This is a genomic window from Bradyrhizobium sp. Rc3b (genome assembly GCF_900114915.1).
Taxonomy (GTDB): domain Bacteria; phylum Pseudomonadota; class Alphaproteobacteria; order Rhizobiales; family Xanthobacteraceae; genus Bradyrhizobium.
In genome coordinates this window covers 65,578-79,037 of record NZ_FOUS01000008.1, presented here as the reverse complement: position 1 = coordinate 79,037, position 13,460 = coordinate 65,578, and the positions used below count along the sequence as shown (strand labels likewise).

General features: G+C 64.5%; 15 protein-coding genes. 7 read left to right on the top strand and 8 right to left on the bottom strand.

Annotated features, from left to right (window positions below; genetic code table 11):
* The first annotated feature begins 124 nt into the window (after window positions 1-124).
* Together BM190_RS19655 and BM190_RS19650 are read left to right on the top strand one after the other, a co-directional pair.
* Window positions 125-1,000, top strand: coding sequence for a DMT family transporter (locus BM190_RS19655; protein ID WP_092257943.1), 876 nt, complete (start codon window positions 125-127; stop codon window positions 998-1,000).
* 201 nt (window positions 1,001-1,201) lie between these two features.
* On the top strand, window positions 1,202-2,635 hold the full coding sequence (locus BM190_RS19650) for a caspase family protein (protein WP_018317931.1): 1,434 nt from the start codon (window positions 1,202-1,204) through the stop codon (window positions 2,633-2,635).
* 94 nt (window positions 2,636-2,729) lie between these two features.
* On the opposite strand, the gene BM190_RS19645 is transcribed toward BM190_RS19650, so the two are convergent.
* Both BM190_RS19645 and cysK read right to left on the bottom strand, forming a co-directional pair.
* Window positions 2,730-2,972 (bottom strand): BrnA antitoxin family protein, encoded by a 243-nt coding sequence (locus BM190_RS19645; protein WP_092257940.1) that lies wholly within the window; start codon window positions 2,970-2,972, stop codon window positions 2,730-2,732.
* Window positions 2,973-2,975: 3 nt separating this feature from the next.
* Window positions 2,976-3,953: a cysteine synthase A gene (gene cysK, locus BM190_RS19640; RefSeq protein WP_018317929.1), complete on the bottom strand. Its 978-nt coding sequence runs from the start codon at window positions 3,951-3,953 to the stop codon at window positions 2,976-2,978.
* A gap of 221 nt (window positions 3,954-4,174) precedes the next feature.
* Between cysK and BM190_RS19635 the strand changes: the two genes are divergently transcribed.
* Window positions 4,175-4,393, top strand: a complete 219-nt coding sequence (locus BM190_RS19635) for a hypothetical protein (RefSeq protein ID WP_018317928.1) — start codon at window positions 4,175-4,177, stop codon at window positions 4,391-4,393.
* A 10-nt stretch (window positions 4,394-4,403) separates the two neighbouring features.
* Here BM190_RS19635 and tgt read toward each other — a convergent pair whose 3' ends face one another.
* Window positions 4,404-5,549: a tRNA guanosine(34) transglycosylase Tgt gene (gene tgt, locus BM190_RS19630; protein WP_092257937.1), complete on the bottom strand. Its 1,146-nt coding sequence runs from the start codon at window positions 5,547-5,549 to the stop codon at window positions 4,404-4,406.
* Window positions 5,550-5,740: 191 nt separating this feature from the next.
* Here tgt and BM190_RS19625 point away from each other — a divergent pair, with 191 nt between their 5' ends.
* The 4 genes from BM190_RS19625 (at window position 5,741) to BM190_RS19610 (ending at window position 9,966) form a co-directional block, all read left to right on the top strand.
* Complete coding sequence (locus BM190_RS19625) at window positions 5,741-6,949, top strand: patatin-like phospholipase family protein (RefSeq protein WP_092257934.1); 1,209 nt, start codon at window positions 5,741-5,743, stop codon at window positions 6,947-6,949.
* A gap of 136 nt (window positions 6,950-7,085) precedes the next feature.
* Window positions 7,086-7,832 carry a TetR/AcrR family transcriptional regulator gene (locus tag BM190_RS19620; RefSeq protein ID WP_177237165.1) on the top strand — a complete coding sequence of 249 codons (747 nt, stop codon included), beginning with the start codon at window positions 7,086-7,088 and terminating at the stop codon, window positions 7,830-7,832.
* A 251-nt stretch (window positions 7,833-8,083) separates the two neighbouring features.
* A complete protein-coding gene (locus BM190_RS19615; protein ID WP_177237199.1) occupies window positions 8,084-8,686 on the top strand; it encodes a PepSY domain-containing protein in 603 nt (200 codons plus the stop codon).
* A gap of 242 nt (window positions 8,687-8,928) precedes the next feature.
* Window positions 8,929-9,966, top strand: coding sequence for an aspartate-semialdehyde dehydrogenase (locus BM190_RS19610; RefSeq protein ID WP_092257926.1), 1,038 nt, complete (start codon window positions 8,929-8,931; stop codon window positions 9,964-9,966).
* Between the two features lie 124 nt (window positions 9,967-10,090).
* On the opposite strand, the gene queA is transcribed toward BM190_RS19610, so the two are convergent.
* From queA to coaD, 5 genes are all read right to left on the bottom strand, one after another.
* Window positions 10,091-11,164: a tRNA preQ1(34) S-adenosylmethionine ribosyltransferase-isomerase QueA gene (queA, locus tag BM190_RS19605; protein ID WP_092257923.1), complete on the bottom strand. Its 1,074-nt coding sequence runs from the start codon at window positions 11,162-11,164 to the stop codon at window positions 10,091-10,093.
* Window positions 11,165-11,330: 166 nt separating this feature from the next.
* Window positions 11,331-11,795: a peptidylprolyl isomerase gene (locus BM190_RS19600; protein ID WP_018317921.1), complete on the bottom strand. Its 465-nt coding sequence runs from the start codon at window positions 11,793-11,795 to the stop codon at window positions 11,331-11,333.
* Window positions 11,792-12,214 carry a UCP034077 family protein gene (locus BM190_RS19595; RefSeq protein ID WP_092257920.1) on the bottom strand — a complete coding sequence of 141 codons (423 nt, stop codon included), beginning with the start codon at window positions 12,212-12,214 and terminating at the stop codon, window positions 11,792-11,794. Before BM190_RS19595 ends, BM190_RS19600 begins: the two co-directional genes overlap by 4 nt.
* Window positions 12,215-12,223: 9 nt before the next feature.
* Window positions 12,224-12,787 (bottom strand): peptidylprolyl isomerase, encoded by a 564-nt coding sequence (locus BM190_RS19590; protein WP_092257917.1) that lies wholly within the window; start codon window positions 12,785-12,787, stop codon window positions 12,224-12,226.
* Window positions 12,788-12,822: 35 nt separating this feature from the next.
* Window positions 12,823-13,320 (bottom strand): pantetheine-phosphate adenylyltransferase, encoded by a 498-nt coding sequence (coaD, locus tag BM190_RS19585; RefSeq protein WP_018317918.1) that lies wholly within the window; start codon window positions 13,318-13,320, stop codon window positions 12,823-12,825.
* Window positions 13,321-13,460: the final 140 nt, after the last annotated feature.

Genomic DNA, 13,460 nt, shown 5'->3' with positions numbered 1-13,460 from the left:
GTTCGTTGATGCCTTAGCACGTCGCCCTGCATCGCTGCATCCGCAGATTTGGCCGTTGCAAACGGTGGCGATGTCGTCGATACCGGCCGTCCTTTCACATTCCATCCACCAGCACCCTGCCCCAATGAGCTCGACACCGTCCAAAACGATGGCTGCATTGTGGATGGCCGGCTGGCTGTCGCTGATGCTGGTCATGGCGGTTGCCGGGCGCGAGACCACGCGGGAGCTCAACGTCTTCCAGATCATGGAAGTGCGTTCGGTGATCGGTCTCACGCTGCTCCTGCCGCTCATCTACCGCGCCGGCGGCTTCAAGGCGGTCGCGACCAAACGCCTGCCGCAGCACCTTGCACGCAATGGGGTCCATTATTTCGCGCAGCTCGGCTGGTTCTACGCACTGACGCTGATCGGAATCGGGCAGGTGGTGGCGATCGAGTTCACCATGCCGATCTGGACTGCGGTGCTGGCCGCAACGTTCCTGTCTGAACGCATGACGATCTGGAAGATCGCCGCCGTCGTGCTCGGCATCGTCGGCGTCGTCATGATCGTGCGACCCGCCACCAGCGAGATCAATCCGGGCCAACTGATCGCGCTCGGGGCTGCAATCGGCTTCAGCGTCTCGATGATCCTGGCGAAATCGCTGACTCGGACCGAGAGCGCCTTGTCGATCCTGTTCTGGATGATCATCGTGCAGATGGTCGTGGGCCTGGTGCCGACATTCGCCGTCTGGACCTGGCCGTCAGCCTACCTTTGGGGATGGCTCTTCGTCATCGGTGTCTGCGGCACTTTCTCGCATTATTGCCTTGCCAGCGCGCTCCGACATGCCGATGCGACAATCGTGGTTCCCATGGACTTCCTCCGGGTTCCACTGACTGCGACGGCCGGCTGGCTGCTGTATTCCGAGCGGCTCGACGCCTGGACCGTGCTCGGCGCTGTGCTGATCCTCTGTGGCAATCTGCTGAATTTGAAGCCGGCCTCAGCGGTTCCCGCCCGCGCGCCGTGAACCTCGCGCTGCCTCGCGCGACAAAACAAAGTGGCCGTGTGATTTGGATCACGTTGGGAATCATTTCCATCGTGCACATTCGGCCACACAGCAGCGGGTTGCACGCAACGGACCGCCGTTTCGGTGGCGCGAAGTCGGGCACTTCGTGTAGGTTTGTTGCCAATTCGTTGCTGCCTGCAATTCGATTCTGGGGATTTCAGAATGCGCTATCTCACGCTCCTCGCTTCGCTCATGTGCGTGGCACTGTCGGTCAGTGCCGCGAAGGCGGACCGTCGTGTCGCCTTCGTCGTCGGCAACGGCTCCTACAAGAACGTCGCACAATTGCCGAACCCGCCGATCGATGCCAAGGCGATGGCGGCGACGCTGCGCAATGTCGGCTTCGAGGTGATCGAAGGCTCCAATCTCAGCCGCGACCAGATGACGGAGAAGCTGCTCGACTTCGGGCGCAAGGCGCAGGGCTCCGACATCGCGCTGTTCTATTATGCCGGCCACGGCATCGCCGTCAGCGGCACCAATTACCTGCTGCCGGTCGACGCCGACATCAAGTCGGAGATGGACGTCAAGCTGGGCGCCGCCATCAACATCGATCTGACGCTCGAGCAGACCATGGGCGATGCCAAGGTCAAGCTCGTCTTCCTGGATGCCTGCCGCGACAATCCGTTCGCCGCCAAGATCAAGTCGAACTCCGCGACGCGCAGCGTCAACGTACAGAGCGGTCTTGCCGAGATGAAATCCGGTGAAGGCACTCTCATCGCGTTCGCCACCGGCCCCGGCCAGACCGCGCTCGACGGTCAGGAGGGCAACAACAGCCCGTTCACCCGTGCGCTGATCGACAACATCACCAAGCCCGGCATCGAGATCCAGCAGGCGATGACGTCGGTGCGCGCCCAAGTCAATGAAGAGACCCGCAAGGGTCAGCTGCCCTGGGGCCACACCAACTTGACCGGCTCGGTCTATCTCAACCAGGCTCCGACAACCCAGGTCGCCAACGCGGCGCCGACCGCTTCTGGCATCGTGCCGGCGGCGAGCGGCAGCTCGGACGGCGTCGAGCTCGAATATTGGCGCTCGGTGAAAGAGTCCAACAAGCCGGAAGAGCTCAACGCCTATCTCTCCGCCTATCCGAACGGTCAGTTCAAGGCGCTGGCGCTGGCACGCCTCGCGGCCATCAAGAGCGGCCCGTCGACCGCGACGCGCACCCTCAACGCCGGCGTCGATCCGGCGACCTTTACCGACGAGGCCACCCAGCTCACCGAGGATCAGATCGGCCTCGACAAGACCCAGCGCCGCGACGTGCAGCGTCGCCTCACCGGGCTCGGCTTCGACACCAAGCAGACCGGCGTGTTCAGTGATGAGACCCGGACCGTGCTCAAGCGCTGGCAGGCCGCGCGCGGCTATCCCTCATCGGGTTACCTCAACAAGCACCAGCACAAGGCCCTGATCTCGGAGGTCCAGGCCGCCCCGCCGACCGCGAGCGACAACAGCCAGAAGGCGGCCCGCCGTGCCGCCGCGCCCGCAGGCAGCAGCGCACCGGCACCGGCACCGGCTCCCCAGCGCAGCAATCCCGGCGATGCCGCCGGCGCGGCGTTCGTGGGCGGCGTCGTCGGTGGCATGATGGGCGGCATGTTCCGCCGCTGAGATGCGGTAAGCTTGAAAACACAAAAGCCCGGCTCGCGCCGGGCCTTTTCTTTGGTGCGACGGTGTCGCAGCATGCCCGCCATTGCGAGGTTAGCTACTTCCCCGCGGCCTTGCGCAACGCCTCGTTGATGCGGTCCTGCCAACCCGGTCCGCCCTCCTGGAAAAACTCCAGCACGTCCTGATCGATGCGCAGCGTCACCTGCTCCCTGATTCCCGGCGCCACGTTCGGCTTCGGCGGGGCCGCGGCGACCTTGGCTGTCACCTTCTTGAATGCCGCCTCGGCCTCGGTCCTGGCATCTCCGAGTGTGCGCGGCCGCCTCGGGGGTTGATCCGCCATGTCCTAGATTCCCTCAAACAGCGCTGTCGAAAGATACCGCTCCGAGAAGGACGGCACGATCGCCAGGATGGTCTTTCCCGCCGCTTCCGGCCGCTTGCCGATCTGGATCGCCGCAGCGATCGCCGCGCCCGAGGAGATGCCGCCTGGAATGCCCTCATGCCGCGCCAGCGCGCGCGAGGTCTCGATCGCCGTCGTCGAGTTGATCTTCACGATCTCGTCGATCACGGCGCGGTCGAGGATGTCGGGAACGAAGCCGGCGCCGATGCCCTGGATCTTGTGCGGCGTATGCTGTCCGCCTGACAGCACCGGGCTTTCCTCCGGCTCGACCGCGACGACGCGAAGTGAGGCCTTGCGCGGCTTGAGCACCTGGCCGACGCCGGTGATCGTGCCGCCGGTGCCAACCCCGGCCACGAAGAAATCGATATTGCCGCCGGTGTCGTTCCAGATCTCCTCTGCGGTGGTGCGGCGGTGCACCTCGGGATTGGCGAGGTTCTTGAACTGCTGCGGCATCACCGAGTTCGGCGTCGTCTTCAACAGCTCCTCGGCGGCGGCGATCGCGCCTTTCATGCCCTGCGCCGCCGGCGTCAGCACCAGCTCGGCACCGAGAAAAGCCAGCATCTTGCGCCGCTCGATCGACATCGATTCCGGCATCACCAGCTTGAGGCGGTAGCCGCGTGAAGCCGCCACGAAGGCGAGCGCGATGCCGGTATTGCCGGAGGTCGGCTCGATCAGCACGGTGTCGGGCTTGACGATGCCCGCTTTCTCCATCGCGATGATCATGGCCGCGCCGATGCGGTCCTTCACGCTCGCGGCCGGATTGAAATATTCAAGTTTTGCCAAAATCGTGGCATTCACATCGTGCATGCCGGGCAGCCGGCGCAAGCGCACGGTCGGCGTATTGCCGAAGGCGTCGACGATCGAGTCATAGATCCGGCCCCGGCCGGGTTGGTGCGCTGCACCCGTGGTGGACGATGCGTCCATGATGAACTCCCTGTGACGACACTTGCGCTTCTTACGCAGCTCATGCGCAGTTACGGATAGCCTGCGACGACACGCAAGCGAGAATGCGGCACATGTTAAATACGCTGCATCGCAAAATCGCGTGAGCTTCAATTAGCAGAAAACCAACGCATTTGTGTTGCGACCTCGTCAACTGATTCTGCTTATGTTAGACTTAGGTCTCAAAGCAGGGAGGTCACACGATGTCAGCAGTTGCTGAAGTGATGCCGACCGTAGCGCTAAGGCGTGATCCGCGTTGCAGCGAGTTGCCGACCTGTCCCGTGTGCGCCGACTCCATGGTCGCCGCCGAAGCATCTGCGTATGTGTCGGACCATTTCATCAGCTATCTCTGGACCTGCGACAATTGCGGCTATGGCTTTGTCACCAAGCACGCCGTCAAGCAGCGGATCGTGTGCAACTAGCGTTATTTCCCTAGCGCGGGGCGATATCGCCCCTCGCCCAGTCCGCGCGCGTACGCTGATAGAACTCATCGAATTTTCCATGTGCGATCGCGTCCCGGATGCCCTGCATCAGGAACTGGTAGTAAGCGATATTGATTTCAGACAGCAGCATCGCCCCCAGCGTCTCGCCCGCCTTGACGAGGTGATGCAGATAGGCGCGCGCGCAGTTGCGCGCCGACGGCCATGAGCTCTCCTCATCCAGCGGACGCGGATCGTCGGCGTGGCGGGCATTGCGCAAATTCACCTGGCCGAAGCGGGTGAAGGCGACGCCGTGCCGGCCATTGCGCGTCGGCATCACGCAATCGAACATGTCGATGCCGCGTTTGACGGCTTCGAGGATGTCGTCGGGCGTGCCGACGCCCATCAGATAGCGCGGGCGCTCTTTCGGCAGCAATGGTGCGGTCTCGTCGATCATCGCCAGCATCACCGCCTGCGGCTCGCCGACGGCAAGGCCGCCGATCGCATAGCCGTGGAAACCGGTCGCCACGAGACCTTGCACGCTCTCGTGGCGAAGCTGCGGGACGTCGCCGCCCTGCACGATGCCGAACAGCATGTAGCCGTCGGGCGCGCTCTCGAAGGCGCGCTTGCTTCGCTCGGCCCAGCGCAGCGACAATTGCATCGCACGCTCAATGTCGGCGCGCTCGGCCGGCAGCCGCACGCACTCGTCCATCTGCATGGCGATATCGGAGCCAAGCAAGCGCTGCACTTCGATCGAGCGCTCCGGCGACAGTTCGACCTTGGCACCGTCGATATGCGAACGGAAGGTGACGGCGTTCTCGGTGACCTTCCGCAGGTCCGACAGCGACATCACCTGGAAGCCGCCGGAATCCGTCAGCATCGGCCCGTTCCAGCCGGTGAACTGCTGCAAGCCGCCAAGGGCTGCGATCCGCTCGGCGCTCGGACGCAGCATCAGGTGATAGGTGTTGCCAAGCACGATGTCGGCGCCGGCATCGCGCACCTCGCGCCAGTGCATACCCTTCATGGCGCCAGCGGTGCCGACCGGCATGAAGGCGGGCGTGCGCACCACGCCATGAGGCGTGGTCAGGCGCCCGGTCCGCGCGGCACCATCAGTGCCGAGCAATTCAAAGTGATTGGGAAGATCATGGTCCGGATTCATGGCCGTGCTTATTGCGTGTCGGAGGAAGCCGATCAACCCGCCCAACCCACACAGTGGCCGGTCAGTGCCTCGGACTGGGACATAATCGACGCGAAAACTCGTACCGCCACCCTTGTTAAACAAAACGATACAGTGTAGTTTTATCCTGGGGGCTGGACGAGATGCCGCGGCGAATTTGCCGGCGGCGGTAAATGCGTGATCGCCAGCCACCGACAATGCCCTTCGCTTCCTGCTCGACTGACGTCGCCGGCCGCTCGCATGACTGGATCAGGCAGACAGGCGGCCGCCTGGCCGGATTTCTGGTCCTGGCGTGCAGCCTGGTGCTCGGCACCTGCACCTCGCTGCCCCGGACACCTTATACGGCCGCAGAAGCCAGCACATCGCGCGTGCTCGAGATCGATGGCCTCAGGCGCTACGCCGACGAGCCCATCACGAAATTCAGCTTCGAGAAGGACACCAGCACCGCGACGAAGTCCTATCTGGCGCTCTCCGGCGGCGGCGCCGATGGCGCCTACGGCGTCGGCGTGCTCAACGGCTGGACCGCGGCCAGAACCCGGCCCACCTTCTCCGTCGTCTCGGGCGTGAGCACCGGCGGCCTGATCGCACCGTTTGCATTTCTGGGCTCGCAATACGACGACACGCTGAAGGAGGTCTATACCAGCGGCATCGCCGAGACCCTGTTGAACGATCCCAGCATCATGCGCGTGCTGTTCGGATCCGGCCTGTTCGGCAACACGAGGCTGCGCGAGCTCGTCGCCCGCTATGTCGGGCCGGAGGTCATGGCGCAAGTCGCGCGCGAGAATGCCAAGGGCCGAAAGCTGTTGGTGGTGACGACCGATCTCGACACCCAGCGCACCGCGATCTGGGACATGGGCAAGATCGCCGCGGTCGGCACGCCCGAGGCGCTCAAACTTTTTCGCGACGTGATGGCGGCCTCCGCCAGCATCCCCCTTGTGTTTCCGCCGATCATGATCGACGCCGAGGGTCAGGGCCGCAAGTTTCAGGAGATGCATGTCGACGGCGGCGTGACCGCGCCGGTGCTGACGCTGCCGGAAGCCCTGCTTTTCCAGGGCAACCGCCTGCCCGGCAACGCGAAGATGGACATCTACATCCTCGTCAACAAGAAGATCGAACGCAATTTCGAGCTGGTCTCCAACGGCACCATCGATGTCGCCTCGCGCAGCCTGTCGGCGATCACCCAGTCGCAGACGCGCTCGATCATCTTCTCGACCTATGATTTCGCCAAGCGCAACCGTCTCGGCTTCCACCTCTCCTACATCGCGCGCGAGTATCCGGCGCCGCCTTCGGAAGGGTTCGACACCGCCTATATGCGGGCGCTCTACCAATACGGATATGACAAGGCCGCTGCCGGTCAGGCCTGGAGCTCGACGGTGCCATGAGCTTCCGGAGACGGAACGAGGCCCTGCCGAAACCGTTGACGATACGGCCAATTCGGCCAGATTCGCGATGACGCCTCCCCTCCTGCGCGATATAGAGCGAATGACGACTGTCAGAAGCGCGCAGGAATCATTGGGCATGGGATTGACTGCGACCAGGACGAGACCAGCAGCGCCGCGGCGCGAGGTGCCGAAATCCCGCGGCGGCCGGCCGACGAAGACCGCCGCCATCGAGCGCGACCAGCGGCTGATCGAGGTCGCCACCCGCCTGTTCCTGGACCGCGGCTTCGACGCCACCTCGCTCGACGCGGTCGCGGAAGCGGCCCGGGTCAGCAAGCCCACCGTCTATTCCCGCTACGGAGACAAGCGCGGCCTGTTTGCCGCCGTGCTGAGGCGCGAGATTGCGCGCTGGCTTGCGCCATTGTCGGCCGCCGCCGAGACGCAGCTCTCCAGCGCCTCCGACATCTCGGTCGAGCAGCGCCTGGTGGAGATCGGGCGCGAGATGCTGACATTCACCTGCGGACCCGACGCCGTCGCCTTCAGCCGCATGATGACGTCGCAGGCCATCAACTTCCCCGACGTTGCCAAGCTCGGCAAGGAGGAAGGCTGGATGAAAGCCGTCGCCACCACGGCGCGCTTCTTCGACCGTCTGGTGGCGCAAGGCGCGCTCGACGTCGAGGACACCAACATTGCAGCCGAGGTGTTTCTCGACGTGGTCGTCGGTCACACCCACCGCATGGCGACCTTCGGAACCGCCCTCGAGATGAAGGCCGCCGAAAAGCGCATGCGCGCGGCCATCAAGCTGTTCCTGGCCGGCGCGCTGGGGCCTGCCGACCGCGCCCAGGAGACCAAGGGCAGCACACAGCGCCGCCGCCCCTCCCGCTGACAATTCCGTGAGCGCGCGATCTATCCCCATGGGGGTGAGGCCGACGGCATTGACCAAAATAAAACGATACGGTATGGTTTAGTTATAAGGCGATACGGACCGCTTTTTCACCAGCCCCAAAGAGGTCCGTATCGCTTCGATCGCCGCGGCGGGTACAGCCCGTCACGACGCTCCGCGGCCGACCGATGCCCAAGGTCGGCCGCGTCTTCTTTCGGATGATCAGGCCCGCTCGCCGGCCAGAGGTTTCGAGCATGAAGACAGCTGAACGACATATCTCGCGATTGCTTGCGATCGCCTTCTCCGCACTCCTCCTCGCCGCGCCTGCGCGGGCGATCGTGACCGCGGGTACGCCGACCGCCCTTCACAGCGACACAGATGGTGATGCCGAGGCCGACCGCCAAGCCGTCAGCCGCGAGATCGAGCGCTTCCGCAGCTCGTCGATCTCGATCAGCCAGGCCATGTCGATCGCCGAAGCCCGGCACGCCGGCGCCACCACGGCGGATGTGAGTTTCGACGGGGCCGCCCGCGTGCCGGTGTATCGGGTGAAGACCCTGCACAACGACCGGATCTGGCGCCATACCATCAATGCATCGACCGGCGAGCTCGTCGGCGGCGAAGCCGCCCTCCCCCTCACTGAGCTCGACCACGAGGACCGCGACAACCTCGCAGCGCTCGGTGCGATCAGGCACCGCCTCGCCGATGCCGTCCGCGTCGCCGAACGCGCCGCCTCGGGCAAGGCGATCAGCGGCGGCTTGGTGCGCGAACGCGGCCGACTGAACTTTTCGATCGTCGTCGTCAGCGGCGACGACCTCAAGGAGGTCACCCTTGAGCCGCCGGGCGCCAGGGCGAAATAGCGGGAGTCCGGCCCCGGGCATCGACCGGGGTGAAAAGCCATTGACGGGCGCAAAACTCTCCCGCATAAGTCGCCGCCATGTTCACGACCACCAAACGCACGACCAAAACCACCACGGCCTCAGGGGCCCGGGGAGGCGTGCGCGCGTAGTCGTCGACTAAAACGCATCAGCTCTACGGCAAGCCCCGCCCTCGTTGGTCCGGGGCTTTTTTGTTGCCTAAGTCTCAGCTCAACCGAAATGCAATGGAGGACAAAGTGAGTAACGATCCCGTCGTCGCGATTGTCGGCGTCACCGGTGCAGTGGGCGCCGAATTCATCGCCACCATGGACAAGCGCGGCTTTCGCGTCGGCAAGCTCAAGGCGCTGGCCAGTGCCCGCTCGGCCGGCAAGACAGTGTCGTTCCGCGGCCAGCCGGTCGTGATCGAGGAGCTGACCGAGCGCTCCTTCGAAGGGGTCGATATCGCCCTGTTCTCCGCTGGCGGCAGCATCTCCAAGAAGTTTGCGCCGATCGCAGTGAAGTCCGGCGCGGTCGTGGTCGACAACTCCTCCGCCTTCCGCATGGATCCGAACGTGCCGCTCGTGATCCCCGAGATCAACGCGAACCGCATCCGCGACCACAAGGGCATTATCGCGAACCCGAACTGCGCCGCGATCACCGCGCTGGTGCCGCTGTGGCCGATCCACCAGAAGAACCGCATCAAGCGCGTCATCATCTCGACGTACCAGGCCGCCAGCGGCGCCGGCGCGGCCGCGATGGAGGAACTGGTCGAATCCACCCGCGCCAATCTCAACGGGCAGGTCTATACGCCGAAGGTGATGCCGCACCCCTACGCGTTCAACCTCTTCAACCACAACACTGCCGTCGACCCTGACACCGGCTACAACGACGAAGAGACCAAGGTCATCAAGGAGACCCGCAAGATCTTCGAGGACGAGAGGATCGCGATCGGCGTCACCTGCGTGCGCGTGCCGGTGCTGCGCGCGCATTGCGAGGCCATCACCTTCGAATGCGAGAAGGAGATCACCGAGGACCAGGTCCGCGCCATCATGGCCCGGGCGCCCGGCGTGAAGGTCGTCGACGACCGCGTCAAGAACTACTTCCCGATGCCGATCGACGCCTCGGGTCAGGACGACGTCCTGGTCGGCCGCATCCGCAAGGACCTCAGCGATCCCTCCGGGCATTCGATCTCGATGTTCGTGGCGGCGGATCAGCTCTTGAAGGGTGCGGCGCTCAACGCGGTGCAGATTGCGGAGCTGCTGCCGCAGCGGGTGATGGCGTAACCGGTGTCGTAGGGTAGGTATCGTAGGGTGGGCAAAGGCGCGCAAGCGTCGTGCCCACCGTTCTTCTCCGCATTCAAGAAAGACGTGGGCACGCTTCGCTTTGCCCACCCTACAGCGCCAGCGCTTAGCCGCGCGACCTGAAGAGCAAGCACGCATCGCCATACGAATAGAACCGATACCCGCTCGCAATCGCATGCGCGTAGGCCTGCTTCATCGTCTCCAGCCCCGAAAACGCCGACACCAGCATGAACAGCGTCGATTTCGGCAAATGGAAATTGGTCATCAGGATATCGACCGCGCGAAAGCGATAGCCGGGGGTGATGAAGATCGAGGTCTCGGCCGCGAACGGCTGGATGGTGCCGTCTTCGCTCGCGGCGCTCTCGAGCAAGCGCAATGACGTGGTGCCGACGGCTATGATACGGCCGCCGTTCTTTCGTGCCGCGTTGAGCTGCTCCGCCGTCTCGGCGGAGATCGTGCCCCACTCCGCGTGCATCTTGTGGCCTTCGGTGTCGTCCACCTTCACCGGCAAAAACGTCCCTGCCCCGACATGCAGCGTGACCTGGTTGATGCCGACGCCGCGCGCGCGCAGCGCCTGCTCCAGCGCCGGGGTGAAGTGCAGTCCCGCGGTGGGCGCTGCGACCGCGCCTTCGTTTACAGCGAACATGGTCTGGTAGTCGGCGAGATCCTGATCGTCGGTCGTGCGCTTGGAGGCGATGTAGGGCGGCAGCGGCGGACTGCCGAGATCGGCGATGGCCTGATCCAGCGCCGGGCCGTGGAACGAGAACGACAACGTGACCTCGCCTTCGAGGCCCTTGGCCTCGACCTCGGCATCGAGATGGCCGAGCAGGCAGACCTTGCCTTCATTGCCGAAGCGGATGCGGTCGCCGGCGACAAGCTTCTTCGCGGGCTTTACCAGCGCCTGCCAGCGCGAGCCGTCGAGCCGCTTGATCAGCGTCGCCTCGATTCTGGGCTCGGTCTCGCGGCCGATGCGGCGGCCCTTCAATTGCGCCGCGATCACCTTGGTGTCGTTGACGACGAGCTGGTCGCCCGGTTTCAGCCATTGTGCGAGATCGGCGATGGTCTGGTCGCGCAGCGCGCCGTTCTCGACGACCAGCATCTTCGCGGAGTCGCGCGGGCTCGCCGGGCGCAACGCGATGCGCTCGGCGGGCAGGTCGAAATCGAACAGGTCGGTGCGCATGTCGGGCTCAGCGCCGTGCAGTCACTCCTCATCCTGAGGAGCGCGGAACGCGCGTCTCGAAGGATGAAGGCCCGGCTGCATCAGCTCGGCCTTCATGATTCGCTCGGCGATGCAAAGCATCGTCCGTAGACGGCGCTTCGCGCCTCCTCACCATGAGGGGGAACGCTTACTCAGCGTCAGCCGCCATCCGCGCCTTGACGATCTTGTCGGGGTTCTGCACCGGCTCGCCGCGCTTGATCTTGTCGACGTTCTCCATGCCCTCGGTGACCTTGCCCCACACCGTGTACTGGTTGTCGAGGAAGCGGGCGTCGTCGAAGCAGATGAAGAACTGGCTGTCGCCGGAATCCGGGTTGGCGGCGCGCGCCATCGAGGTGGTGCCGCGCACATGCGGCTCCTTGTTGAACTCGGCCTTCAGCTTCTTGCCCGAGCCGCCGGTGCCGGTGCCCTGCGGGCAGCCGGTCTGCGCCATGAAGCCGTCGATCACGCGGTGGAACACGATTCCGTCGTAGAAGCCCTCCCGGACCAGCTCCTTGATGCGCGCGACATGGCCGGGCGCGAGGTCGGGCCGCATCTCGATGGTGACCGGGCCCTGGGTGGTCTCGAGGATCAGGGTGTTTTCGGTGGCGCTCATGCTCGTCTCTCTTGCGTTGGGGGTGAAGTCTTGTCAGGCGTTTTGCGGCTGCGGAACTGGATCGCGAATGGACGTCCCGCGGCGGCACCGGCCATTGCCTCGGTAAATGGCATCGGCGTGCAGCGTTGCAACGCCTCCATCACCGCGATCCGGTATTGCAGCCGGTCATTGTCGGAGGCCTCCGCGGATTCATAGGAGATCCTCGGATGGCCCAGAATGTCGCCGGACCGGTTAAAGCTCACGACGACGGTGATGTCGAGTGGCCTGGCCTTGGCGGCCGGCGGCGGTTTCCAGCAGGTGCGCAGGTGCCGGAAGATATCCTGGATGGTATTGACCTGCCTATCCTCGGCGGCCGCACTGGACACGCCGAGCAACAGCACCGCAGCAACCAGCAGGAGCCTGTCGCCACAGCGTGCCATCGCCTTCTCCTATTTGATGTCGGAGGCGACCTGCACCTTCACCATCTTGTCGGGATCGGTCACGGCGCCGCCGGGGGAGCCGGGAGGAGCCTTCTTCAGCTTGTCGACGACGTCCATGCCCTGCACGACCTCGCCGATCACGGTGTACTGGTTATCGAGGCTGCCGCCGTCGGCGAACATGATGAAGAACTGCGAGTTGGCACTGTCGACGCTGTCGCCGCGCCGGGCCATGCCGACGATGCCGCGGGCGAAATGCACCTTGGAAAATTCCTGCTTCAGGTTCGGATATTTCGATCCGCCGGTACCGTTGAAGTTCTGGCCGTCGCCGGTCTGCGCCATGAAGCCGTCCATGACACGATGGAACGGCACGTTGTTGTAATAGCCCTCGCGCGCGAGCTGCTTGATGCGCTCGGCATGCTGGGGCGCGATATCGGTGCGCAGCTTGATGACGATGCGGCCCTTGGTGGTATCGATGACGATGGCGTTGGCCTTGTCGAGATTGGCCGGCAATTGCTGCGCCACCGCCGGTACCGCGAACAGAAGCGCGGCAAGAACTGCGAGAATTCGGATCATGACAACTCCGGATCAGAGAGAAAGGAAGCGCGCCGTTATGCGGCGAATTTTGCCTTGAGCTGGGCCGCAACCTGCGGCGGGACGAAGGCCGAGACGTCCCCGCCCATGCCGGCGATCTGGCGCACCAAAGTGGCGGTGATCGGGCGAACCATGGGAGAGGCCGGCAGGAAGACCGTATGCACCTCCGGCGCCATCGCCTCGTTCATGCCGGCGAGCTGCATCTCGTAGTCGAGATCGCTGCCGTCACGCAGGCCCCGAATCATGATCGTCGCACCGTGCTTGCGCGCCGCCGTGACCGACAAATCATCAAACGTCACAGCTTCGAGCACGCAGCCGGCCTTGGCGGCCAGCGGCCCGCAGACGTCATGGAGCATCTGCAGCCGCTCCTCGGTCGAGAACAGCGGCTTCTTGCCGGGGTGGACCCCGATCGCAACCACGAGCCGGTCGCACAGGGAGACGCTGTGCCGGACCACGTCCAGATGGCCGTTGGTGATGGGGTCGAAGGAACCGGGATAGAAGGCAATGCGCGGCATAGTCCCCTCCTACCGCGCCCGGCCCGGCCCGGCAAGCCGGGCCGGTTCCCCAGCCATTTTCCGGCGAAATATCCCGCCGGCCCTGTCGGCGATGGCCGGTTTGTTTCGTCCTGAGTGCGACCACGAAACAAAGCGGCGCG

Coding starts and splice junctions, on each gene's coding strand:
- queA (WP_092257923.1), bottom strand. CDS start 11,164: ATGCGCACCGACCTGTTCGATTTCGACCTGCCCGCCGAGCGCATCGCG.
- BM190_RS19600 (WP_018317921.1), bottom strand. CDS start 11,795: ATGAGCGCCACCGAAAACACCCTGATCCTCGAGACCACCCAGGGCCCG.
- BM190_RS19655 (WP_092257943.1), top strand. CDS start 125: ATGAGCTCGACACCGTCCAAAACGATGGCTGCATTGTGGATGGCCGGC.
- BM190_RS19615 (WP_177237199.1), top strand. CDS start 8,084: ATGAAGACAGCTGAACGACATATCTCGCGATTGCTTGCGATCGCCTTC.
- BM190_RS19645 (WP_092257940.1), bottom strand. CDS start 2,972: ATGGCGGATCAACCCCCGAGGCGGCCGCGCACACTCGGAGATGCCAGG.
- cysK (WP_018317929.1), bottom strand. CDS start 3,953: ATGGACGCATCGTCCACCACGGGTGCAGCGCACCAACCCGGCCGGGGC.
- BM190_RS19650 (WP_018317931.1), top strand. CDS start 1,202: ATGCGCTATCTCACGCTCCTCGCTTCGCTCATGTGCGTGGCACTGTCG.
- BM190_RS19635 (WP_018317928.1), top strand. CDS start 4,175: ATGTCAGCAGTTGCTGAAGTGATGCCGACCGTAGCGCTAAGGCGTGAT.
- coaD (WP_018317918.1), bottom strand. CDS start 13,320: ATGCCGCGCATTGCCTTCTATCCCGGTTCCTTCGACCCCATCACCAAC.
- BM190_RS19590 (WP_092257917.1), bottom strand. CDS start 12,787: ATGATCCGAATTCTCGCAGTTCTTGCCGCGCTTCTGTTCGCGGTACCG.
- tgt (WP_092257937.1), bottom strand. CDS start 5,549: ATGAATCCGGACCATGATCTTCCCAATCACTTTGAATTGCTCGGCACT.
- BM190_RS19620 (WP_177237165.1), top strand. CDS start 7,086: ATGGGATTGACTGCGACCAGGACGAGACCAGCAGCGCCGCGGCGCGAG.
- BM190_RS19625 (WP_092257934.1), top strand. CDS start 5,741: ATGCGTGATCGCCAGCCACCGACAATGCCCTTCGCTTCCTGCTCGACT.
- BM190_RS19610 (WP_092257926.1), top strand. CDS start 8,929: ATGGAGGACAAAGTGAGTAACGATCCCGTCGTCGCGATTGTCGGCGTC.
- BM190_RS19595 (WP_092257920.1), bottom strand. CDS start 12,214: ATGGCACGCTGTGGCGACAGGCTCCTGCTGGTTGCTGCGGTGCTGTTG.